The organism is Streptomyces sp. NPDC047869 (assembly GCF_040704065.1).
Classification (GTDB): Bacteria; Actinomycetota; Actinomycetes; order Streptomycetales; family Streptomycetaceae; genus Streptomyces.
Genome location: NZ_JBEYRK010000004.1, coordinates 40,762 through 61,766 on the forward strand (window position 1 = coordinate 40,762; position 21,005 = coordinate 61,766).

A 21,005-nucleotide genomic window follows, 5' to 3' on the forward strand; every position below is an offset into this window, starting at 1 on the left:
CCCCTACGGGCAGGTTCGGGGTTCTTCCGGAACCCCGGGCCTGCCCGCTGCGTTTACCGTGGAGAGCACAAGCGGTGAAAGCCCCACCGGGCTGAGGAGGAGCGGCATGGAAACAGTGATCACCGTGTTCGCCCTGCTGTTCCTGGTCTTCATCGGCCTCGGCGCGTACGTGACGGTCAAGGCGGTCGGCGCAGCCAAGCGCGGTGTGGACCGCACGATCGCGCAGGCCCGCCGCACGGTCGAGGACCACACCCTGCGCGCCAAATCCATCGCCCAGGCCGGCCCGGCCGGTGAGATCGCCCAGCTGCGGCTCGCGCTGCGCGGCTCGATGCGCGCCACCCAGGACGCGCTGCACGCGGGCGTGGCCGAGGACGAGTCGCTCCGGGAGTCCCTCGGCCTCTTCCAGCGGCTCAGCGCGCACGGGCAGGAACTGGACGCCGACCTCAAGCGCCTGGAGTCCGAGCCGGACCGGGCGACGCTCGCCGCGCACCTTCCCGGACTGCGCCGTCGCACGGAGCGGATCACCCACTCCGCGGACTCGCTCCGCTGGGCGGCCCGCGACCGGGCCCACCGCTTCGCCGAGGACGACCTGGACTCGCTCAGCGCGCAGATCGACATCGAGACGGGCGCCCTGCGGCACTGGACGCAGCCCGAACCCCAGCAGGCGCCGCAGCCGTGGCCGGACGCCCCGGCCGCCGACGGCACCGCCGGCCGGCAGCCCGGGACCGACCCGCGAGCACCCCGCTCCGAGGAGACGCCGGCCCCGGCCGCGCTCACCCCGCCCGCGCCGCGCCCGGCCTACCCCTGGCAGAAGAAACCGCGCCCGGAGAGCACCACTTGACCGGACCGCTCCGGGACCGGCGGACAGGGGCCGGTCTGCCGTACGGGCACCACGGCAGGTAACCTCCAGCTCATGTCCCGCCATGTCGCGATCGTCACCGATTCAACGGCCTACCTGCCGCCACGGACGATGGAGCGCCACGGCATCACCGCGGTGCCCCTGACCGTGGTCCTCGGCGACCAGGCGCTCGAAGAGGGCACCGAGATCTCGACCCGCTCCCTCGCCCAGGCACTGCAGAAACGTCGCCCGGTCACCACCTCCCGGCCCAGCCCGCAGATGTTCGCGGAGACCTATCGCAAGGTCGCCGAATCCGGCGCGAGCGCCATCGTCTCCCTGCATCTGTCCGCCGAGCTGTCCGGCACCTACGACGCGGCGGTCCTCGCGGCGCGCGAGGCGCCGGTTCCGGTGCGGGTGGTGGACACCGGGATGATCGCGATGGCGCTGGGCTTCTGCGCTCTGGCCGCCGCCGAGGCGGCGGAGGCGGGCGGCACGGTGGACGACGCCGTCACCGCCGCGGAGAAGCGGGCCGCGGGCACCTCCGCCTACTTCTACGTCGACACGCTCGACTATCTGCGCCGCGGCGGGCGCATCGGCGCCGCACAGGCCCTGCTCGGTTCCGCGCTGGCCGTCAAGCCGCTGCTCCAGCTGGAGGGCGGCCGTATCGAACCCCTGGAGAAGGTGCGCACGGCGTCCCGGGCGATCGCCCGCCTCGAGGAGATCGTCGCCGACCGGGCGGGCGGCGCCGAGGTGGACATCGCCGTCCACCATCTCGCCGCGCCCGACCGGGCGTCCGCCCTCGCCGACCGGCTGCGGATCCGTGTGCCCGGGCTGGCCGACCTGCACGTCAGCGAGGTCGGCGCGGTGATCGGGGCGCACACCGGGCCGGGGCTGCTGGGCGCGGTCGTCTCGCCGCGCTGAGCGGGCGCCGCTCGGCGGTGTGCCCGTGCGGGGTGTGATGGCCCGGGATCCCGGCGCGCGGGATGTCGGCACCCGGGATGTGATCACTCGTACGGGTGGTGGAGTTGTCCACAACGGGGCCATGGTCCACGGAAATTGACCAAGATCATCGCGACTCGGCGAACTGCCCGATCCTCGTCGCATGGCACTTCGATCACGTTCACGCACCGCCAACCCGACCAGCGGACCGGGCCGTGGCCCCGGCTCCGAGGGCCGTGTCCACCGCCGCCCCGCCGACCATCCCCGCCCCCGCCCCCGTCACCGCTCGCCCGCACCCGCCGAGGAACTGCGCCGCCGCGTGGGACTCCTCTTCGGTGAACACGCCGTGCACTGGCCGGAGTCGGGCAACGCCCCGCCGGACGGCCTGCCTCCCGCGAACACGGCGAGTGCGACGGGGCCGGCGCCCGGACCGCGGTCGCTGAGCACGGCACCAACCGCTCCGGGCGGGACGAGCGAGGCGGCTCGTGAGGCCGAGCCGCCCACCTCGGCCCACGGCGCGGATCCGGTCGGCGCCCACGACACACAACCGCCGGACTCCACGGGCCGATTCGAGCCTGCGGGACGGCTCGCGCCCGCTCTGCGGGAGCAGTCCGCGCCCACTCTGCGGGAGCGGACCGGGCTCGCTCTGCGGGAGCGGCTGCCGGTCTGGCTGCAGACGCGGTGCGGGGTGGAGCGGCGGGGCGTGGTCGCGCTGGCCGTGGTGCTCGTGGCGGCCGCCGTGTTCGCCGTCCAGCACTTCTGGACGGGACGCACGGAGACGGTGAGCGCTCCTCAAGTGGTGCGCGCCGAAGGGCCGTACGCGGGCAGGGACGAGAACGCGAAGCTTGGCCGGTCCACCGGCGCCTCCTCCGTGGGCAGGCCCGTCACGGGCGCCGCGACGGCGCCCGCCACGGAGATCGTCGTGGACGTAGGCGGCAAGGTGCGCAGGCCCGGGATCCGGCGGCTCCCGGCCGGCTCCCGGGTGGCCGACGCGCTGCGCGCGGCGGGCGGGGTCCGGCCGGGGGTGAGCACCGAGGGACTCAACCGGGCCCGCTTCCTGGTGGACGGCGAGCAGGTGTTGGTCGGCGCGCCCGCGGGGGCGGCGCCCGCCCCGCCCGGGCCCGGCAACGGCGCGGGCGGAGCGGCGGGAGGCGCGGGACCCGCGGCCCCGGTCTCCCTCAGCACGGCGACCGTGGACCAGCTCGACACCTTGCCCGGGGTCGGTCCGGTGCTGGCCCAGCACATCATCGACTACCGCACCCGGCACGGCGGTTTCCGCTCGGTGGACGAACTGCGCCAGGTCAACGGGATCGGCGATCCGACGTGTAGAAGATAACCTATGACCATGTTGCCAACAAGGGCCGTATTGCTGGTTCGGATCAGCTACCGCAAGCCCGAAGACGACAGCGAAGCGCTGGACCACGGAGCCCGCACCGAGTTCTCCAAGGGCATCGGCCGCCAGGAGGAGGACGGCCGCAGGCTGGCCGAACGCCTCGGATGGACTATCGCCAAGGTGATCCCCGAGGACGACACGTCCGCCTTCAAGCGGAGGAGGATCAAACTCCCCGACGGCACTACCGCTCTGCGCACCGTCCGGCCTGGCTTCCGAGCCGCCCTCGACGGGCTGGCCTCGGGGGAGTACGACGGTCTGATCGCAGACGACCTTGATCGTGTGGCCCGTGATCCGCGCGACCTCGAAGACCTCATCGACGTGGTGGAGTCCCGCCGCCCCCGCATCCCGGTGGAGTCCGTCACGGGATCGCTGCGCCTGGCCAACGACGCGGACACCACCATGGCGCGCATCATGTGCGCCGTCGCCAACAAGTCCAGCCGTGACACCGCCCGGCGAGTCGCCCGCAAGCACGAGCAGCTGGCAGCCGAGGGCAAGCCCCCGGGCGGCGGGTACCGGGGATACGGCTTCACGGCGGTCGGGCACGAGCCCATCGAGGCCGAGGCCAAGATTCTGCGGGAGATCGGCGACCGCATCCTGGGGGAGTGGGACGGCTGGACCGACGAGCAGCGGGCGGCGATCGCCCCCGAGATCGGAGAGTCTCTCAACTCCATCGCTGCGGACCTTGAAAGGCGAGGGATTCCCACGGTGACCGGCGCGCCGTGGTCGGACCGGTCGGTGCGGTCCGTCGTCACCAAACCGTCCGTCGCCGGGCTGCGTGAGTTCCGAGACGAGGTCGTCGGCAAGGCTGTCTGGCCCGCGATCATCCCCGAGGAGAGGTGGGAGCGGATCTGTGCACGCCTCGCTGGCCGCGCCCGCAGCGTCGACCTGACCCTGCAACGGTGGCTGACCGGCGTTCTGCGCTGCTCACGCTGCGGTCACGCCTTGATGGGGTGGCAGGGCAACGGCGGCCCCCGCTACTGGTGCGCGAAGCCCAACGGCGGGTGCGGCAAGATCGCCGTGAAGGCGTCGTTCGCCGAAGAGGAAGTGGAGCAGCAAATCCTTCAACTGCTCGTTCGTCCCAATGTGCTGGAGAAGATCCGGACCGTCGCCGACACGGAGACCACCGACGAAGCGCGGGCCACGCTCGCCGAGGATGAGCAGCAGCTCAAGCAGATGGCTGGCATGTACGCCCGGCGTGAGATCACGTTCGCGGAGTACAGGGAAGCCCGCTCCATCATCGAGAAGCGGATCAAGGAGTCCCGGGCGCTGTTGACGTCGCGTGCTCCTCGGGTGCTGCGCAGGCTGCTCACGGGCGACGTGGTGGCTGGCTGGAAGGAACTCACCCCTGCGGACAAGCGCGAAGTCGTGCTGACGGTGATCCCGGGGTACGAGGTGCTGCCGCACGACCGGTCGAGGGGCAACAAGTTCGACCCCGGCCGGCTGGTGCCGCTCGACTCGTCGAACTCCGAGGCATGAGAGTCGTAAGTCCCCGCACTACCTTGCGGGGACTTCGATGCGGCGACGATCAGCCTTCTAGCGTGGATGTGTCCGTGGTGGCCACGATGGAGAACTCAGGGGCGAACGACGTGTCGAGCCCCTCCTGCTTCGCGTGGTGCAGCCATGTCCGAACGGTGGCCGGTGCCACTCCACGGGCTTCAGCAATGACGGTTGTCGGCGCCTTCTCGCCTTTCGCTTGAGCAGCGTGGTACTCCAGCCAAACCTCTGCCAGCCGCGTCAGCCGGTTCCACCTGCGGAGTGCTGCTGGTCCACCTGCTGGATCGACATCAGGGTGGCGTTCCCGCACAGTCTCCCGAGCAGTGGCAGGGATGTCCTTCGAGTCTGGGCCGAACACTGCAAGGTGTCCTGACAGGGGCGACCCGTCCGGGTCCCGCAGCGACATCTGAAGCATGAAACGAGCCGCGCGCTCGAGCTTGGTGAGCGGCAGGTCGCGGACGACCGTAGCGCCCACCGTAAGCCAGCTCTTGGCAGCGAGCCCTGGGTGCGGCTGTACCTGGACTCCGTAAGGGCCTTCAACTAGCCGGTCGTCGCGAAGGGTGTACTGCCAGCGCACCAGGAGGTGCGGATAAGTGGCCGGCACCAGGGAGACGATGACGCTCTTCAGGTCGCTGGTGCCTTCGATGGGTTCCGGATCCGTGATCCGGAACTGATAGCTCGGGGAGGTGCCCATGGCGCCATCATCGCGCTCACCGGCTCGTTCCGCAACGCCCCGAAGAGTAGTCTCTAAACGTAGACGGGACGCGTTGCGAACTGTGGCGGGATGCGCTTTGATTGGACCATGAGCCTCGAAGATCTTCGGCGGATCAGTGCCGTGCGTGAGCTTGTCGCCAGTGGCGAGACCCGTACCTGGCGTGAGGGCCGCCGACTCACTCTCCGGGAGGTCGCCGACGCAGTCGGGGTCAGCCCTTCCACCATTCACCGCTGGGAGCAGAGTCGTTCAGCCCCGCGTGGGGCGTACGCGTTGCGTCTCGCTGCCACCCTCGACATTGACACCGAGACAGCATGACCGCCCCGGAGGGTGCCGTGCCGCCCGCCCGGACTCTGTCTGACCTCTACGTCGACCGACCCTTGACGGACGCTCAGGCGCGCCGTCTGGTCGCCCTACTCGGTCTCGCTCGGTGGTCCGAGACCTCGTCGGCCACCTCGTCGGCCGACGAGCACTCCGCGCCCCGGGAAGCCGCCTGAAACGGCGAACCCCGGGCTCTCCCGCCCGGGGTTCCTCGCCCACCTTCACCGCCGCCGATGAAAACGAGCTGATACATAACATGGTACAGAATGCAGAGCCTTCTGGCATCACGAATGAGCACGTCCGCGTGTACGCGCTGCTCGACGACAAGGCGCGCCCCGTCTACCTGGGCATCACGACCACCGACGTCGACACCCGCGCCTACCGGCACTGGACGCGCAGGCTCGACCCCCAGATGGAGCGGTGGAACCCCCGCCTCACCGCCTGGCTGCGCACCCTCGACAGGCCACCGCGCGCCACGTTCATCTGCGAGGCGCCGTACGACCAGCGGCATGTCGTTGAGGCAGCGGCTGTGCTCGCGTACCGGCAGGCCGGCTACCCGCTTCCGCTGAACGTCCGGGTCGGTCAGGCGTGGCCGGAGGACTCGCGTGCCCGGATCGCTGAGGGCATGCGGCGGTACCGCGCCCGTCAGCGCGAAGTTGCCTCGGCATAGAAATCTGCCCCCTGCGTAAGCGCCGGAGGTAGCAGCTCCGACGACGCGCAGGGGGCGCACGCCCCACCGCGACTGCCCTCGATCACTTCCGGGTCACCAGGGCCGTCGCCGTACAGAAAGGCGCTGATGTCAGGATGACACAGGCCGCTGACATCGAGGTAGGCGGTACGTCAACCTCGTCGTCAACCTCGCCGGCTGCGGAGACCACGGGATCGGTCACCATCAAGCCCGACCCCGGCATTGACACCCAGGAGATGGCCCGCTTCCTCGGCATGGTCTTCGGGAAGACCACGGACTCCTACGTCCAGATATGCGCCTTCACCTACGAAGGCAACGACAAGCCTCGTCCCAGCCACTTCGTCATGGGCGGCGAACTCGTCAACGACAAGGGCGAAACGTACGAGGCAACGCCGCAGGTCGTCGCCGAGATGGTGGCTCAGGCGGACAAGGACGGAATCCTTGGCCCGTACCCGGGACGTACCGAGCTGGAGACGGTCAGCGGCTGGTACATCCGCATGACCACGATGGCCGCCATGCCCGCCACCCGGCACGAGCGCGGAGGAGCCCGCCTCACACGCCAGGTTATCGGCTTCTGGGCGGACGGCGACTACGGCGAGAAGGGACACCGCCGCAAGCCCGGCCAACTCCCCAACCCGCCGGACGCCGATGCTGTACGCGAGGTGTGGAAGCGCGCCGGCTACCCGGAGCCCTCGGTCACCTGGATGACCGGCGGGGGGATCGACGGACTGTGGATGTTCCCGGAGCCCATCACCATCCCGGAGGGCACGGAAGGCGAGGAGCTGTACGCGAAGCTGTCCTCGGCCTCCAAGCGCTGGGGCGGACACCTTGCCCGCACCGCACGCGCGTTGGGCTACCACCACGACACGGGCGGCGACCTGTCCCGCGTCCTCCGCCTCCCCGGGTCCGTGAACCGCAAGGCCGACCACGCTTACGACCCGAAGGCCGTCCACGCCGACTACACGGGCGCCACGTACGAGCTGGACGAGCTGGCCGCCATGCTGCCCCACGACAGCCGTCCGGAGCGCGTAAAGCCCATACAGAGCTTCGATGGCCCGAAGACCGGTGACACCCCCTGGGACGCCTACAACGCGTACATGTGGGCTGAGGGGCGGTTCCGTCAGCAACTCTCCTCGGATGGCTGGCAGCACCACAGCTGGTCTGGACAGGTAGAAAACCTCACCCACCCCAACAAGCCCTTCAGCGAAGGACAGTCGGCCACCTTCGGACACAACGAAGACACCGACCAGCCGAAGCTGTACTCCTTCTCCAGCTCGGCACCCGGCCTGGTAGGCGTCGACAAGGAGGACGGCGGCTTCCGGGACCAGTACCTCGACCCGTACACCTACCTCGCCGCCACGCAGTTCCACGCCAACGAGGAAACCGGTGAGCTGCACACCGGACGTGAGGCGATGTCCCAGTGCGCCAAGCGCCTGCGTCGCAGCGGGTTCGCCGCCCCCACGATCGAGGAGCTGGGATACAGCGAGGTAGCCGTGCCCGAACAGCGGACCGCCTCTGAGAACACCGTCAGCGCGCCTTCCGCACCGGTGGCGTCCTCTGGAGACGAAGACGACGACGAGCCTGACGGCCAGAGATACATGGCTCTCAGGGACGAGCTGGCACGCCGACAGGCCATCATTACAGCTAATCAGATAGAGGCCGCCAAGGCGCTCAAGGACCCCTCGTACCGCCCCTCGTGGGAGGTGCGGGCCTACGAGCAGATCCTGGGACGCGAGCAGGCCCAGAAGCGCCGCGCCGAGGAACTGCGCGTCGAGGAGCCCGAAGACGACTTCGGGGACATCTTCGACCTCATCGCGTCCGGAGACACTACGGACCGCCGACCTGTGTTCGGCTACCTGTGCGACGACTCGTGCGGCCTGTTCTACGAGGGCACCACAAACGGCGTCTACGGCAAGTCCGGCATCGGCAAGTCCATCATGCAGGCGCGCCTCCAGGTAGAGGCCATGCGCAATGGCAAGAACGTCCTGCACTGGGAGTTCGACAACAATGCCAACCAGGTGATCATCCGTCGCCTCGTCGACGCCGGTGTTACCCGCGAGCAGCTCACCACCCAGTTCAAGGTCGTACGGTCCGTCGAGGAGCTGGAGCACAAGGTCACCGAGGGGTTCAAGGAGAACATCGGACTCGTGACCCTCGACGCGCTCACTCCGGCGATCTCCGCACTCGGCGGCGAGGTCAACCACCCTTCCGGCACCGACCTCGTGCTGCGGACGCTCATGCAGCCGTTCACCGTTCGGGGCGCGGTGGGCTTCTTCCTCGGTCACGTCGGTCACGACAACCAGGACCGCATGGCGGGCTCGAACCGTATGTTCGCGGCGGTGCAGGGCGCCCTGTACAACGCCGAGGTCGTCGTGAAGCCCAGCATCGGTATCAAGGGCCTGGTGAAGCTGATTCTGAAGAAGGACAACCAGGGATACGCGGGAGAGGCCGACAAGCTGGCCGCGTACGTCACTTACGACTCCACCAAGGGCGACGGCAGCGTCATGACGGTCTTCTCCCGGGAGCGGGACGTCAGGGACGTCCAGGCGGAGCTGGAGGCTCTGGAGCAGAAGAAGACCGAACACGCCACCCGGACCGCTGAGCAGGACATCCAGATCATTTGGAACGCTCTCTCCAAGACGGGAGACGCACTCAGCATCAACGACCTGTACGTCCTGTTGAAGAACCGCGGTGAACCATTCACCGACCGCCAGCTCCGTACGCGGCTCGAAAAGATGCTGGCGGACAAGTTGGTCCTCATCGACCCGGTGGCATCTCAGCGACCGGCCGCCTCGTCCGGCGGCAGGCCCTCCAAACGTTTCCGGGCTGTCGCTGCTCCATCGTCGTAGGTACGTTCCTCGGCCCCCGGTGCCGGCCCGGTATCGGGGGTCCTTCGCTACCAACGGACGACGTAGGCATATCTACCCAAAGTGGTTTCGACGTTAGGTCCGAGGAGGTTACGGCATCGAAGATCGCACCGCCGATGTTTCGGCAGGTCATAGGGGTTACAACAGGTTTCGACACGGGTGCGTCGAAACCTCCGTCGGAACCCATGTCGAAACCCCCTATGTCGAAACCCAAGAACCGCAGGTCAGAGGCGTTACGGCGCATGTCGAAACCGGGGGTTAGAACCCTGGTAGGGGGACACGTAGTGTCCCCCAGGGCCTCCACAGCATCGATCGCAGGCACCTTGATCGCCCGATCGACCTGCGTCGGCCCGACGGTCAGCGTCTCGTCGCACTGGGGCACCGGCCGCAAGCCCCTGACTCAGGCCATGGACTCCGGCGCCGTCATCGCCCCCCTGGATGACCGATCGTCCAAGATCGTTTACCCAACACGTGCTATCGCCCTTTATGTCCGTTCATCCCTATGGAGGCTCCGTGCTGATCCGCCGTACCGCACAGCGTCGGCCGGCCTGGCTCCCCACTCCCGGGGAGACGGTCGAGATCCGCGCCTCACCGATGTCCGCCTTCACGCGCGCGCAGGTGCTGTCGGTCCGTCCGTGCCGGGATCCCCGCCGGGTCCGTATCAGCTTCGTCTGGACCGAGGACAACCCCGACCTGCCCACCCCTGCCGTAGCCGGCCGCCGTGCCAGCCTCCGCGTCTGGGTGGACGGCGGTGGCCCGGTGATGGTCCGCCCCGTCACTCACAAGGGTGATGTGAATCCCACATGATCACACGTTGTCCGCGTTTGTGCTCCTGATCAACCATCAGACTCGCCTCCGTACTAGCCAACGTGAGATTGAGGGCGGGGAGATGGTCAAGGGAGAGATGGCCTGGCCCGAGTGGGCGGATGGCCGATGGCATGAGGTAGTCGAGGGCGTCGACTTCAGTACCGAGCGCGCCCTGCGTGCCGGAGCCTCGAAGTGGGGACAGCGTCGCGATGTGACGGCTTCGGTGCGGGTCGTACGACTGTCCGCTGTCGAGAAGTCCGACGGAGCCCCCAGACGCTTCCTGATCAGCTTCACGGGGCCGGGCTTGGACGCTATCCCTCGCCCCCCGGCGTGGACGCAACTCGCCCTGTTCCCGCGCAGACTTGTACAGCGCCTGGCATGAGGCCCTGAGTGCCTTTCTCACGGCCCCGCTGCTGCGGGTGCGGGGTCTTTTGCATCTGCCGGACCCCCAGTGCCGCACAGAGCGCCGAAGGAGGTTCTCGCACCCCATCGCTCGGGGGTGCCGTCGACTGAGTGCGGCACTCGCCGGCCGCGAACGTCGTGGGCACGGACCACCGAACTTGATTGGGCGATGTCAGGTGAATGCCTGACAGTTGAGGGGTGGGTCCGGTAGGTCTGTGCGGGTGAGTCCCTCCACGCCCGACCAGAATCCCTCCGAGGACGGCGAGCCCACCTCCGTCGCCGAGACCGTGAAGAAGCTGTTCAAGAAGCACAAGAAGAACATCATCGGAGGCGGCGTGGCCCTCGTCGTCGTCGCGGGCGGCGTATTCATGAGTCTGGCCAAGGGGCAGGACGACACCGAGGACACCGACGGCTCCGACTCGTCCCCCGACCCTGTAACCGAGGATCGGAAACGCCAACCACCATGCGAGCACCAGGTATCCGGGTGCGAGAGGATGACCAAGTACGGGCCTCAGGCTGTTCGGCCCTACTCCCGGGGTGGCTCCACGGCCTGAAGTCGACTGCGCTCCCGTCCCCCTCTCACCCCGGCGCGGGGCAACCCGTCGCTCTGTGCGTGCTTGGCCGCCGTCGACTGCCGGAGCGGATAGCCGTAGTCCGCTGAACAGATCCGACCCCGCCCACGCAGCAGTTCCACGGAGTGACTCACTGCCGGGGGCAACGTCGTCTAGGCTTCCGGACCTGATCTCAGGGGAGAGCGTGACGGTGACTCACTCGGATGAGGATAACTTCGTCGACATTAGCCATATCTACACGGGGGACATCCAATATTCCAGCCACCGCAAGGTGCATGAATCCTATTCAGTTAAAGGCTTCATGGTCGCCGCCGCGACGGCTGTCGCGACGGTGTCGTCCATAGTTGGAGTCGCGTCTACGGTCGTCGATAAGAAAGGTGCAGCGGATACTTTTCCGCTGGTTCTCGCCTTGCTTGTATTGGCCGGTATTGCTCTTCTCCTTCTTTTGGTTCTCGGGGTCCCATGGCTCTTGGAACGCCGCAAGTACATGAAAAATCAAAATGTCGAGTTTGAAGAGAGGATCAAGGCGGAGCAGGAGTACGCTCGGCAGGCGCTGGAAAAACTGAAGCAGGCCAGCGAGCTGGCTACCCTCATGCAAGTGAACCAGGAGCAGATCAAGACGTACCACGACATTGTCACTGAGCAAGCAGATAAGTCGTTCAAGTCTTCCCGTATGGCCATGGGTGTCGGCATGCTGCTCCTGGTATGCGCGGCCGTAGGAGGGGCCTGGGTCCCACTGGAAGAGGTTCGATGGTTCATCGGTGCTCTGGCCGCATTCAGCACTCTCCTTTCCGGGTATCTGAGCCGCACTTACCTGACCCTGTACAAAGAGGCAATCGGGCAACTGAACCGATATTTCGATCAGCCGGTGCTTAACGGTTACTACCTTGCTGCCGAACGTCTTGTCGGAAGGCTCGATAAAAAGCATCAGGACGAAGTCCGGAAGCAGGTCATCACCGAGATCCTGAACAACAGCGCACGGCTGAGCGGCAGGACGCCGTCGGACGCGGAGCAGCCCGCACAGAGGCAGGTTCCGAAGCCGCGGTCGAAGAAGCGGGTGCCGAAGCAGCAGACCGGCTCCGTAGACGGCACCCAGAAGGCGTAGCCGCCCAGCCCCGTGGCATCGGTGTTCAACGCCCCGTGGTGAGTCGGGAGTCGAGTCGCTCACCGATGTGCCGGTCGGCCCTGGCGTAAGGCCGTCACGGCGACGCTGGCGAGGGCACAATGCCCCCGTGAGTGAATGGGGGGTCGCGCTGATCGCGGCCGGTTCAGCGGTGGCAGGCAGCATCGTCACCGGGTGGTACACGCGGAGCGCCGGGCACCGGCAGGCCGAGGCCGCACGGCACGCCGTGGACCGCCAGGCCGACGCGCTGCTCCATACGGTGCAGGCCACCCTGGACGACCAACGGCGCACCCGGACGGAAGACCGACGTCGTCAGGCGTACACCGAGTTCCTAAGGGCAGCGGACGACGTGACGCGAAACCCACGCAACACTTCCATGGCTGTATCGCTATCAGTAGCCATGTCGCAGGTGACCCTTGAAGGACCACGGGCTGTGATCCTGGCGGCCCGAGAGTTTAGGGACTGCGCATTGGCCTATGACCGGGACTCCGGTGCAGTGGCCTTTGTCCGGAGCTCTGCGCATCGTGAGAGAACAAAATTAGCGCGGTTGTCGTACATCCGAGCGGTACGAGATGTCCTCGGCATCGAACAGGAGCCTCCCGGTCCCGAGCCGCCTGATCCGCCGGCCCCAGCACCCGGACCAGGCGATTGACGGGCGACATAACGAGAGCCCCTTCTCCGGGATGGAGGAGGGGCTTCTTTGTTGCCGTGGCGTCTCGCGGGCCTCAGGAGCCCAGCAGCCGGTACACGGTCCGGATCGAGGGGTGCTCGCCCGTGCGCTTGCCCGCCGGGATGATCAGCTGCTCGCGGATCTCCGGCACGGACTTGCCCTCCCTTCAGGGTGCGCGCCGTGACAGTCCGAGACACCGACCATCGGGCGCTCAATGCGGCACTGGAACAGCCGGGGCCCCACACCTTGGTCGTTTCGGTCGGGTTCGTCTCGGCGGAGAGAGCGGTCCCTAGGGCGTGCAGCAGCGCCACCGGGCCCCATTTCGGCTCGTGCGCGGAAGGCCGGCGCAGCGCGGGCATGCGAAGGCCCCGGCCGAGACCGGAACTCTCGCAGGACTACTCAGAGACAGATTGGGGTGGCTTTTGGGGCAGGGGTAGGACTTGCAGTACCTTCAGGAATTCCTTGATCGCGTTTCTTGCCACTGCGACCACAGCCTCGGGCAGCTGAGCGTCCATAACGTCAATGCCGGCAGCCTCCGCGTGCTCGATGGTCGCCAATGGCAGCTCGCACAGCGTGCACGTGTACCCGGCGTAGGACTCACGCCGATCGACCGCTGCAGCGTGTTCGTTCTCTACCTCGTGTGTGAAGAGCATGACGGCTGCGTGCGGGTTTTCGCACGCGGGACAGACGACGTGGCCGACGGCGAACTGGCCGTCTCGCTCGGTCGGGGGCGTCAGGCCCGTTACCACGGCCCTGTCCCTGAGGGCCTGCACGGCTTCCAAGGGGAACCCGCGCGTCCGTTCTCTGTAGCGGTGGCGAGCCTGCTCGATGAGCCGCTTGACATCACGCTCAACCTTTTCGAGCTGATCGTTTAGTGAAATTTCGATCACGCTGTACTGGTTGCCCCAATAGTCCGCAGGGTCAATTCCGAGGCGGGCCAGCAAGGCGTTGGTCGTACGGCCAAACGTGGCCAGGACATCCGCGCTCTCCGCTTCGGTTGGCCCAAGATGGACGACACCGTTGCGCAGCTCGATCAGCTCGTCCAGCTCCGGATCGCTCGTCAGCCACCCTGCCGACCGTATGCGCGAAAGAGCCGCTGAGGCGCTGACGGTCCGGACCCGTTCCGTATGAGGCCGGAGCCCTGCGAAGTGCAGGAGAGCCCGGTCATCCTTGACGGCGCCGGTCTGCATCAGCAGTACGGGATTGGTCTTGGCAAGGGTCGCCTTCATCAAGCGCTCGATGCTGACGCCCGTGTGCAGGACGAACACTTCGTCGTCCCGGTCGCGGTGGGCTTGCAGCGCGAGCCCGGCGAACTTCTTTGCCCCGGTAAGCAGGCTCTCGAACGAGAGGGAATCGTCCATGAGGGGACGGTAGTCGCCCGCGCACCACCGGGCGATCGAATTCAGAGAGTCGGCCGGCCAGCCCGGACAGGTCCTAGACGGTCTGTGTGTCGACGTCGTTGATGACGAGCGGCAGCTTCAGCTCCAGCACGCGGTACGGCATCTCCGGCAGCGTGGTGTACCCGGCCTTCACGCCTAGCGGGACGCCGTACGCGCCGAACATGTCGACGTGAGGGAGTGCATCGTTTTGCCCCTTATGTCGGAAGTCTTATAGTGCCATGGAAGCTGGAAATATCGCGAGGGGGTGCGCGCTGCAACCCGAAAGGTTTTTAGGTAATTTGAGCAAAGTAATTGTTGACGGATGAGGGTTGACGATTTCGCATTCCCTGCCTCTCAATCCTCTTTTCGAGTAGAATGCTGGAGGCAAAGGAAATCCTGAATCAGTCCGGCTGCGCCGAAAAGGAACGCAACGATGAGTGAGCCCACCGACATCTACGCCGTCCGGGCAGCATACGAAGCCTCGGCATACGGCCAGGCTCGCGGTGCATCAAGCGCCTACCTCCGCACCCTCGCTGAGCATCAGGAGGCCGCCCTCGCCGGTGACCTGGCCGCCCTGCGAGCCATCAGCGCGGCGCGCGGCGCGTTCGCCCTCGCCGCCCCTGAACCGGAAGCGCTTCAGGCTGCCGACCCGGAGCAGCGGCGGATGCTAGCCCGCCGCACTATCTCCTGACCGAGGAGTTCATGTGATCACCGAGCAGGACATTGAACGGGCCGAGGCCCGCGTGACCGAGATGAAGGAGCGAGGCAAGCGCCTGCGCATGGCCAACCGGGACGAGACGGCGGACGCCGTCCGGCTGGAGATGGGCCGCCTGGTTGAGCTGAAGGCCGCTAAGGAACGGCAGGACGCGGCGCTGAAGGCACGCAAGGCTGCGGAGCGCCCGCACGCCCCCGAGCTGAAGAAGATGGGCGCCGAGCTGAGCGACTCCGCCGGAGCGGTCGACAAGGCACGTCGGGAAGCCACGCAGGCGCTGGAGAAGCTCGTCTCCGCCCTCCGGGACCACAACACCGCCGTCAGCGCCGCACACGCCCGCCTGCTGGCTCTCGGGCTCCCACTGGGGGATGAGGCGGTCGATCACTACGAGTCCGGAGCCGGAGGCGCCGGGGTCCTGCACCTGGGCGGCAAGCCTTGGGCACCGGTGCCCGTGGACACGATGGTCCAGCACGTCGTGGCGGAGTTGATGAAGCAGGAGTTCGGCCCCAAGCATCCCGCCGCCCGAGTCCGGGACATCCGGGGCCACAGCCTGCTGCGCGGGTCGGCCGGAGCGCTGAAGATCGCCTGACAGATCGCCTCCGGGGAGGCTGGCGCTTCAGGCTCGCTTACCTCCCCGGGTGGGGTCCTTCCGGCGGCTCGCCGCATAGACCCGGGTCGTGTCGGCCACGACTTCGCCCGACAGCACGTTGACGCCCGGCTCCTGGGAGAAGCGGATGTCCACCTCGATGGCGTCCAAGTAGGCGCGCAGCGTCGGGAACATCACCTGGGGGTACATCGCCTCGATGCGGCTGACCTGGGTGTCACTCACGAACATCCGCTCGGCCACCTGTGCCTGAGACAGGCCTGCCCGCCTACGTAGATCAGCTAGCGTCATCGTCTCGTCCGTCATAAACACCCCCTCCCCATCGAGCGTTGCGGGCCTTCCGCCGACTCGCGTGCCACCTTTCGTGCGCGGATCCGGATTGCTTCCGACGGTGTGGCGACGCGTGCGCCCGAATCTCAATATTGACGTCCGTGACCTTCGAGTAATCCCCACTTGCCTGGGCTGCGAGCCGCTCCCGGGCGAGAGCGCCGCAGACGTCGCAGCCGGGATGCGGCTCGGGCCACGGTTCAGGCAGAGGCAGATCCAGGGGGTCGTTCTGCACCCGCGAGTTCACAGCGTGCCTTCCTTGTCGGTCGGTAGCCGCCAGGGCCGAATGCGGCGGCGAGGAGTGTCGGGTCCGTGAGCTGACCGGTGCCGTCCGGCTTCTCCAGCCACCACCTGCCGCCGAGGGAGTGCATGACGGGCGGGCACTCCAGCGGCCAGCCGGCCGCGTGGACGGTGATGCGGTGGACGTCGTCGAGATCGTCGGTGAGGTGGGGTGGAAGCAGCCACCAGGCCAGGGCCTTGCGGGTGTCGGCGAGGACGGGACCGTGGTGGATGCCGCCGATCCGTCGTAGGGCCTCTAGGGAGCTGGACAGCGGTGCCTGAGCCACCCGCCAGCACGAGCCGGTGGGGAACGGAAGCTGCTGAGCGTCCCAGGCACGTCGTATCGCCGCTGGGTCCGGGGCACAGGACACAAGCCAGTCCTGACCAGCCCGCGTCGGCGCGAGGGGGAGGTGCGTCGGCATGCCCTGACGGTATGGACGCCGGTTGCGCACCTACGTGCTGATTGCGTCGGATTGCGCGCGCCGCTGCGGCAGTTGCTGCCGATTGCCTACGACAGGTCGAGAGAGGCCCGTGCGCGCCCGATCAGGCGTCGGGCCGGGGTGCCATACTCGGCGGACTCGGCGAGCCAGTCCCATGCCCGCTCGTACAGGACGATGTCCTCCTCGCCGGTCAGCCAGAGTTCCTCGCTGATCGTCTCGACGATGACGAGGCGCCGGTCGTAGATCCAGAACGCGTGCGGTGCCGTGCGGCGCAACTGGGCACCGAACGGGATGATGCCGAGTTCGATGCGACGCTGCCCGACGAGGTTGTACAGGCGGTCAAGCTGCTCCGCCATGACGTCCGCCGAGCAGGGCCGGTGGTACAGCGCGGCCTCGCAGACGAGGAAGCGGAAGGCCTTCTCCGGGTCGTACAGCGCTTCCTGCCTGCGCATCCGCTTCTCGACGGCGTCCTCGGTGGTGGCCGGGATCTGCCGGAAGTCGGCGTTGGCGTCGAAGATGACCCGCGCGTACTCCGGGGTCTGGAAGAGGCCCGGGATCCGGGAGACCTCCAAGCCGCGGATCACCGACGTGGCCTCGGTCTGCCGCACGGCGATTTCCTGGCGGCCCCGGTGTCCGCCGGCCAGCTGTCGTCGCCATGAGCGGTGGCGCTGCTTCATGTCGAGACCCGCTAGCAGCCCGTGCAGCTCGGGCTCCACGTTCGCACGGTCGAGGGCCTGCGCCCACGCGGTCAGGTCCTCGCGGCTGGGGGTCTGCTTGCCGTTCTGGAGGCGGCTGACCTTTGAGGTCTGCCATCCGAGCCGGGCGGCCAGCTCCTTGCCTTCCAGCCCGGCCTCGGCGCGCAGCTCACGCAGCCGGGCGCCGAGGGCTTCGCGGGCCGTCTGGAAGTCGGTGGTCACACGCTCGAAGCTACCCGGCGCGCGAACTTCTGCGTAGGCACGGCGTGATGCCAGGCGGCGTCTCGGGCCTGGCATGCGGCGAGTACCTCAGCGGGGTCATCGGTGACGTACACACCGAGCGTGGTGTCGTCCTCGTCGAAGGCGAACCGGGCGACCACGCGGGAGTCGAACAGCCAGAAGTCGTAGTCCGGCAGCCGCAGCTGCTCGGCCTGTGCACGGGTCAGAACGCGAATGTCCTCTCCCGCGGCCACGTTGCCGGGCGCGCTCGCCAAGAGGAACCGCTGTCCGTCGGTGGGCGGGTCGTCGACGAGGCGAACGCGCTCGAACCGCTTCCCGGCGGACGTCTGCTCGGTGACGTTCCTCCGCCAGGCGTTCGCCGGGTCCTGGGCGATGTCCTCGCCGGCCTGCCAGCGAGCCCACTTCGGGCTGTCGCGGTCGGAGGCGTACCCGCGCCGGGTCTCCATTCGCCAGGCGGTGTGCCGGAAATCGCGGAACAGGTGGGCGATGGTGGAGAACGGCAGCAGCTCGGAGGCGGGGGTTCTCGGGGCGTAGCGGGTGAGCAAGCTGCGCGGAACCCGCACGAACGTCTCGGAGGGTTTCACGTCGCGCAGCTGCGCGAGGTGTTCAGGATCGGTCTCACGGTCCCCTTGGACGAGGATCTCGTCGGTGCCCTCGATCTCGTACAAGGTCGGGCAGTCCCCGTCATCGCTGGTCGTACCGATGAACCTCAGCGCCATGTCGCCTCCGCCTCCAGGTCGGTCAGTTCCCAGAATGCGCGGGATGGCGCGGCAGGGAAGCGGGATTGCAGCAGATTGCGCGCTCACGCCCGGTCACGGGGATTGCGCGCAACCTGCTGACGCGTCTAACCGAGCGGGTGGCCGCCGTGCGCCTCCACAGCGGCGGTGACCATGGCCAGATAGGCGGCGTAGGTCTTGCGCTGATTCCAGGTGAACATGATGGTTCGGGAGTTGTTCGCGATGGCCTTCTCGGCCTGGGCGGTGGCGATGACGAGACGTCCCCGGTCCTGCTCCGTGGCGAGCTGCACGTAGCCGTTCCACGCTCTCGTCGGCTCCTTGGACACCACTTTGATGACGTCCCTGAGCGGGATCACGGAGTCCTTGGCGCCGGTGACCTTGCCGATGAACTTGCGTTTGATCTCGGCCCGGTCGGCGTGGAGCGTCACGGTCGCCATGTACCCCTTGAACGCTTGGGGTTCCGGCTGAAGAGGGGACTCTTCCTTGGAGAGGTTGTGTGCCATCCATCCACTTCCGTAGTCGGGTAAGCGAGGCGATAGGGGGCGTCTTCCCTCTGCGTCGGGAAGACGCTGTCCGTTCTCAGGGCTTCGTGACCGCCCACTCGATGGGGTCGGTGCCGTCTGGTGCGTACACGATGCGCTCAGGCTGCTTGCTGCTCGGTACCGGGTAGGCGACGAGCCCCGCTGCGCAGCGTCCTGCCTTGACGGGCTTATCCATGGGGAACTCTGGCTTCGGCATGTCACCGCCGGAGAGCCCCGTGGGCTCGATGCTTGTGCCGTCCTCGTATGCCAACGACCACGGCGTAGGGCTGACGTTGATGTTGGGGCCGCTGATGTTGCAGACCTTGATGTTGATCGTGGCCCAGATGTCGCCGCCCTGGAAGTCCGCGGGCTTCTGCGGCTGCGGCCCCTTGTAGGGCTGCTGGTAGTCGACGACCTGAACGGTGATGTGGACGTCGTTCGCGTCGTCGTCGATGGCCTTCTTCGCGCCCATCTTCAAAACGCCGTCGGTGGTCTGTGAGTCATCGGTGCTGGGCGCGGCGGTCGCCGACTTCGTGACCGTGACGGTGGGCGCCGGCTTGGCGTCGCCGCCACTGCATGCGGTTGCGGAGGCGATGACGAACAGCGCGCCGGTGAGCGCGGCAGTGCGGGTGTGCATGGTCCCCCCAGGGCTCTTTGCTGCTGAAGGTGCATCATGCACGCGGTGGCGAAGGTGTGTAGACCCTGTGTCCATCTTGTAATGCCAAGGCGAGCGTCAGACCTCTGATGGGCTGCCACAATCCGGCTTATGGATCAAGGAGACGCAGCCGTATGGGCTGCTGCCATCTCGGCTGTATCGACTGTGGTGGGTGGGCTGGGTGGATACCTCGCCGGGCGGGCTCAGGGCCGCGCCGCCGTGGACGGCGTAAAGCTCCAGTTGGACGGACAGCGAGAAGACGCGGTGTGGCAAGCTGAGGTTGATGCGTTCGCTGAGCTTGTTGCTCAGCTCAACACGGCGCGCATGCAAGTGGGTAACGCGGTAGCTCTCTGTGATGCAGATCCAGATGCTCTTCAGAACCTGGAGCGCCTCGGGTTCGGTACGCGGGAAAACGTACAGCCAGTCCTAACCGGATCCCTGCGAGCATGTCTGGCCGCCGAGAACTCCCTTCGTTTCCGCACGGAGCCCGCTTACGCGGACAGAGCGACCGAGGTGAACCAGGCGTTGAGCGATGTGGTGTCTGCGGTGGTGCTGTGGGGGGCAGCGCGCATGGATGGAGTGGAGGGCACGTCGGCGCTCCGATCCGACTGTGACGCCAAGGTGGCGGTCTTTCGCTCCACTTTGAGTCACTTCATTGAAGACGCGCAGGGCCGATTCGCCCGTTCGCGAGCGCAGTGAAGGACTTGCCGCGGCCGTGGCGAAGTTTCCGGCTGCGGCACGTCCTTCACAGAGCGGCTACCGGGCCGTCGTGACGGTGACAGGAACGTCTGGGCAGCGGCTGAGCACGTCGGTGAGCGATGCCTGCTCGATGGCGTCGATGCTCAGGCCCCAACGGATCTTGTCCGCGATCCAGTCCGTGACGTACTCGCAGCGGTAGCCCTCGGCCGGCGGGAGCCAGGTGCTCGGGTCCTGGTCGGCCTTGCTGCGGTTGCTGGCGGCGGACACCGCGATCAGGGCCCTGTCGTCGCCCAGGTCGTTGGCGTACGCCTCCCGCTCCGCCGCCGTCCATGTCGAGGCACCCGAGTCCCATGCTTCGGCGAGCGGGACGAGGTGGTCGATGTCGAGGCCGCGTGGCCCCTGGATGTACTGATCGTCGTAGGGCGAGTACCACTCGCCTCCGGTTAGCAGGCACCGAGCGCCCTGTTCCGGAGCGACGACGGCTTCCGCCTTCAGTACCTCGGCCCGGGTGTTGCAGCCGTCGCGGTCGGCGTCGATCCAGTGCCGGAACTTGGTGCGGTCGTAGCCGGTGCGGTCCTCGTCGCGGATGGGGAGTAGAGCAAGGGCATCGCGGACCGGGGCGGTGATTGTCTGACCAGGGTCGCGCTCGGCAGCGTCGACGGCGTGGGCGGTGGTGGGGGCGAGCAGGGCGGCGAAGACGGCAGCCGCGGCAGCGGTGCGTGCGAAGCGCACTGAGTGGTCCTCTCGAAGGTCACGGACGGGGCGTGATCTTCGTAGCGAGCCCGCGAGGCGACGCGCCCGACGTCCGGGCGGTCCGTACTCCGATCGGTCGGTAAGTGTGCTCGTCGGTCGTGGGGGCCGGAGGGCTGTGCTGCCTCACTCGGCATTACG

23 protein-coding genes are annotated in these 21,005 nt (G+C 67.5%); 13 read left to right on the top strand and 10 right to left on the bottom strand.

From position 1 onward, the window contains the following. The first annotated feature begins 106 nt into the window (after positions 1 to 106). The 4 genes from AB0924_RS07025 to AB0924_RS07040 all read left to right on the top strand — a co-directional run bounded on the left by AB0924_RS07025 (position 107) and on the right by AB0924_RS07040 (position 4,646). Complete coding sequence (locus tag AB0924_RS07025) at positions 107 to 841, top strand: hypothetical protein (RefSeq protein ID WP_358927347.1); 735 nt, start codon at positions 107 to 109, stop codon at positions 839 to 841. 72 nt (positions 842 to 913) lie between these two features. Beyond that, positions 914 to 1,759, top strand: coding sequence for a DegV family protein (locus tag AB0924_RS07030; protein ID WP_358927346.1), 846 nt, complete (start codon positions 914 to 916; stop codon positions 1,757 to 1,759). 181 nt (positions 1,760 to 1,940) lie between these two features. Beyond that, the gene (locus AB0924_RS07035) at positions 1,941 to 3,113 is read left to right on the top strand and encodes a helix-hairpin-helix domain-containing protein (protein ID WP_366910852.1); all 1,173 of its coding nucleotides are present in this window, start codon (positions 1,941 to 1,943) and stop codon (positions 3,111 to 3,113) included. A gap of 9 nt (positions 3,114 to 3,122) precedes the next feature. Then, complete coding sequence (locus AB0924_RS07040) at positions 3,123 to 4,646, top strand: recombinase family protein (protein ID WP_366910853.1); 1,524 nt, start codon at positions 3,123 to 3,125, stop codon at positions 4,644 to 4,646. Positions 4,647 to 4,695: 49 nt separating this feature from the next. Here AB0924_RS07040 and AB0924_RS07045 read toward each other — a convergent pair whose 3' ends face one another. Next, positions 4,696 to 5,358: a hypothetical protein gene (locus AB0924_RS07045; RefSeq protein WP_366910854.1), complete on the bottom strand. Its 663-nt coding sequence runs from the start codon at positions 5,356 to 5,358 to the stop codon at positions 4,696 to 4,698. A gap of 108 nt (positions 5,359 to 5,466) precedes the next feature. Between AB0924_RS07045 and AB0924_RS07050 the strand changes: the two genes are divergently transcribed. The 6 genes from AB0924_RS07050 (at position 5,467) to AB0924_RS07075 (ending at position 12,138) form a co-directional block, all read left to right on the top strand. Then, complete coding sequence (locus tag AB0924_RS07050) at positions 5,467 to 5,694, top strand: helix-turn-helix transcriptional regulator (RefSeq protein ID WP_366910855.1); 228 nt, start codon at positions 5,467 to 5,469, stop codon at positions 5,692 to 5,694. A 307-nt stretch (positions 5,695 to 6,001) separates the two neighbouring features. Beyond that, positions 6,002 to 6,367 (top strand): hypothetical protein, encoded by a 366-nt coding sequence (locus AB0924_RS07055; RefSeq protein ID WP_366910856.1) that lies wholly within the window; start codon positions 6,002 to 6,004, stop codon positions 6,365 to 6,367. Positions 6,368 to 6,501: 134 nt separating this feature from the next. Continuing rightward, the gene (locus tag AB0924_RS07060; RefSeq protein WP_366910857.1) at positions 6,502 to 9,234 is read left to right on the top strand and encodes a hypothetical protein; all 2,733 of its coding nucleotides are present in this window, start codon (positions 6,502 to 6,504) and stop codon (positions 9,232 to 9,234) included. Between the two features lie 531 nt (positions 9,235 to 9,765). Next, complete coding sequence (locus AB0924_RS07065) at positions 9,766 to 10,059, top strand: hypothetical protein (RefSeq protein ID WP_366910858.1); 294 nt, start codon at positions 9,766 to 9,768, stop codon at positions 10,057 to 10,059. Between the two features lie 623 nt (positions 10,060 to 10,682). Beyond that, entirely contained in the window at positions 10,683 to 11,015 is a 333-nt protein-coding gene (locus AB0924_RS07070; RefSeq protein WP_366910859.1) for a hypothetical protein, read from the top strand. A 202-nt stretch (positions 11,016 to 11,217) separates the two neighbouring features. After that, positions 11,218 to 12,138 (top strand): hypothetical protein, encoded by a 921-nt coding sequence (locus tag AB0924_RS07075; protein ID WP_366910860.1) that lies wholly within the window; start codon positions 11,218 to 11,220, stop codon positions 12,136 to 12,138. Positions 12,139 to 13,221: 1,083 nt separating this feature from the next. Here the strand turns inward: AB0924_RS07075 and AB0924_RS07080 are convergent. Together AB0924_RS07080 and AB0924_RS07085 are read right to left on the bottom strand one after the other, a co-directional pair. Further along, a complete protein-coding gene (locus AB0924_RS07080) occupies positions 13,222 to 14,187 on the bottom strand; it encodes a hypothetical protein (protein ID WP_366910861.1) in 966 nt (321 codons plus the stop codon). 73 nt (positions 14,188 to 14,260) lie between these two features. Further along, the gene (locus AB0924_RS07085; RefSeq protein WP_366910862.1) at positions 14,261 to 14,389 is read right to left on the bottom strand and encodes a hypothetical protein; all 129 of its coding nucleotides are present in this window, start codon (positions 14,387 to 14,389) and stop codon (positions 14,261 to 14,263) included. Positions 14,390 to 14,638: 249 nt separating this feature from the next. Between AB0924_RS07085 and AB0924_RS07090 the strand changes: the two genes are divergently transcribed. Then, positions 14,639 to 14,896, top strand: coding sequence for a hypothetical protein (locus AB0924_RS07090; protein WP_366910863.1), 258 nt, complete (start codon positions 14,639 to 14,641; stop codon positions 14,894 to 14,896). 13 nt (positions 14,897 to 14,909) lie between these two features. Then, positions 14,910 to 15,506: a hypothetical protein gene (locus AB0924_RS07095; protein ID WP_366910864.1), complete on the top strand. Its 597-nt coding sequence runs from the start codon at positions 14,910 to 14,912 to the stop codon at positions 15,504 to 15,506. A 27-nt stretch (positions 15,507 to 15,533) separates the two neighbouring features. On the opposite strand, the gene AB0924_RS07100 is transcribed toward AB0924_RS07095, so the two are convergent. The 6 genes from AB0924_RS07100 to AB0924_RS07125 all read right to left on the bottom strand — a co-directional run bounded on the left by AB0924_RS07100 (position 15,534) and on the right by AB0924_RS07125 (position 19,397). Beyond that, positions 15,534 to 15,827, bottom strand: coding sequence for a helix-turn-helix transcriptional regulator (locus AB0924_RS07100; protein ID WP_366910865.1), 294 nt, complete (start codon positions 15,825 to 15,827; stop codon positions 15,534 to 15,536). A 221-nt stretch (positions 15,828 to 16,048) separates the two neighbouring features. After that, positions 16,049 to 16,414, bottom strand: a complete 366-nt coding sequence (locus tag AB0924_RS07105; RefSeq protein ID WP_366910866.1) for a hypothetical protein — start codon at positions 16,412 to 16,414, stop codon at positions 16,049 to 16,051. 221 nt (positions 16,415 to 16,635) lie between these two features. Then, on the bottom strand, positions 16,636 to 17,484 hold the full coding sequence (locus AB0924_RS07110) for a helix-turn-helix transcriptional regulator (protein WP_366910867.1): 849 nt from the start codon (positions 17,482 to 17,484) through the stop codon (positions 16,636 to 16,638). Next, positions 17,481 to 18,221 carry a DUF6879 family protein gene (locus AB0924_RS07115; protein ID WP_366910868.1) on the bottom strand — a complete coding sequence of 247 codons (741 nt, stop codon included), beginning with the start codon at positions 18,219 to 18,221 and terminating at the stop codon, positions 17,481 to 17,483. Before AB0924_RS07115 ends, AB0924_RS07110 begins: the two co-directional genes overlap by 4 nt. Positions 18,222 to 18,346: 125 nt before the next feature. Continuing rightward, entirely contained in the window at positions 18,347 to 18,742 is a 396-nt protein-coding gene (locus AB0924_RS07120; RefSeq protein WP_366910869.1) for a hypothetical protein, read from the bottom strand. A 76-nt stretch (positions 18,743 to 18,818) separates the two neighbouring features. After that, positions 18,819 to 19,397 (bottom strand): DUF4352 domain-containing protein, encoded by a 579-nt coding sequence (locus AB0924_RS07125; protein WP_366910870.1) that lies wholly within the window; start codon positions 19,395 to 19,397, stop codon positions 18,819 to 18,821. A 129-nt stretch (positions 19,398 to 19,526) separates the two neighbouring features. On the opposite strand from AB0924_RS07125, the gene AB0924_RS07130 reads away from it, so the two are divergent. Further along, positions 19,527 to 20,114 carry a hypothetical protein gene (locus AB0924_RS07130; protein ID WP_366910871.1) on the top strand — a complete coding sequence of 196 codons (588 nt, stop codon included), beginning with the start codon at positions 19,527 to 19,529 and terminating at the stop codon, positions 20,112 to 20,114. Between the two features lie 57 nt (positions 20,115 to 20,171). Here AB0924_RS07130 and AB0924_RS07135 read toward each other — a convergent pair whose 3' ends face one another. Beyond that, entirely contained in the window at positions 20,172 to 20,801 is a 630-nt protein-coding gene (locus tag AB0924_RS07135) for an HNH endonuclease family protein (RefSeq protein ID WP_366910995.1), read from the bottom strand. Positions 20,802 to 21,005: the final 204 nt, after the last annotated feature.

What these genes read in the sequence shown, in the direction of transcription:
- AB0924_RS07025 (WP_358927347.1), top strand. Translation starts at nt 107, where the DNA reads ATGGAAACAGTGATCACCGTGTTCGCCCTGCTGTTCCTGGTCTTCATC.
- AB0924_RS07030 (WP_358927346.1), top strand. Translation starts at nt 914, where the DNA reads ATGTCCCGCCATGTCGCGATCGTCACCGATTCAACGGCCTACCTGCCG.
- AB0924_RS07035 (WP_366910852.1), top strand. Translation starts at nt 1,941, where the DNA reads ATGGCACTTCGATCACGTTCACGCACCGCCAACCCGACCAGCGGACCG.
- AB0924_RS07040 (WP_366910853.1), top strand. Translation starts at nt 3,123, where the DNA reads ATGTTGCCAACAAGGGCCGTATTGCTGGTTCGGATCAGCTACCGCAAG.
- AB0924_RS07045 (WP_366910854.1), bottom strand. Translation starts at nt 5,358, where the DNA reads ATGGGCACCTCCCCGAGCTATCAGTTCCGGATCACGGATCCGGAACCC.
- AB0924_RS07050 (WP_366910855.1), top strand. Translation starts at nt 5,467, where the DNA reads ATGAGCCTCGAAGATCTTCGGCGGATCAGTGCCGTGCGTGAGCTTGTC.
- AB0924_RS07060 (WP_366910857.1), top strand. Translation starts at nt 6,502, where the DNA reads ATGACACAGGCCGCTGACATCGAGGTAGGCGGTACGTCAACCTCGTCG.
- AB0924_RS07080 (WP_366910861.1), bottom strand. Translation starts at nt 14,187, where the DNA reads ATGGACGATTCCCTCTCGTTCGAGAGCCTGCTTACCGGGGCAAAGAAG.
- AB0924_RS07085 (WP_366910862.1), bottom strand. Translation starts at nt 14,389, where the DNA reads ATGTTCGGCGCGTACGGCGTCCCGCTAGGCGTGAAGGCCGGGTACACC.
- AB0924_RS07090 (WP_366910863.1), top strand. Translation starts at nt 14,639, where the DNA reads ATGAGTGAGCCCACCGACATCTACGCCGTCCGGGCAGCATACGAAGCC.
- AB0924_RS07100 (WP_366910865.1), bottom strand. Translation starts at nt 15,827, where the DNA reads ATGACGGACGAGACGATGACGCTAGCTGATCTACGTAGGCGGGCAGGC.
- AB0924_RS07115 (WP_366910868.1), bottom strand. Translation starts at nt 18,221, where the DNA reads ATGGCGCTGAGGTTCATCGGTACGACCAGCGATGACGGGGACTGCCCG.
- AB0924_RS07120 (WP_366910869.1), bottom strand. Translation starts at nt 18,742, where the DNA reads ATGGCACACAACCTCTCCAAGGAAGAGTCCCCTCTTCAGCCGGAACCC.
- AB0924_RS07125 (WP_366910870.1), bottom strand. Translation starts at nt 19,397, where the DNA reads ATGCACACCCGCACTGCCGCGCTCACCGGCGCGCTGTTCGTCATCGCC.
- AB0924_RS07130 (WP_366910871.1), top strand. Translation starts at nt 19,527, where the DNA reads ATGGATCAAGGAGACGCAGCCGTATGGGCTGCTGCCATCTCGGCTGTA.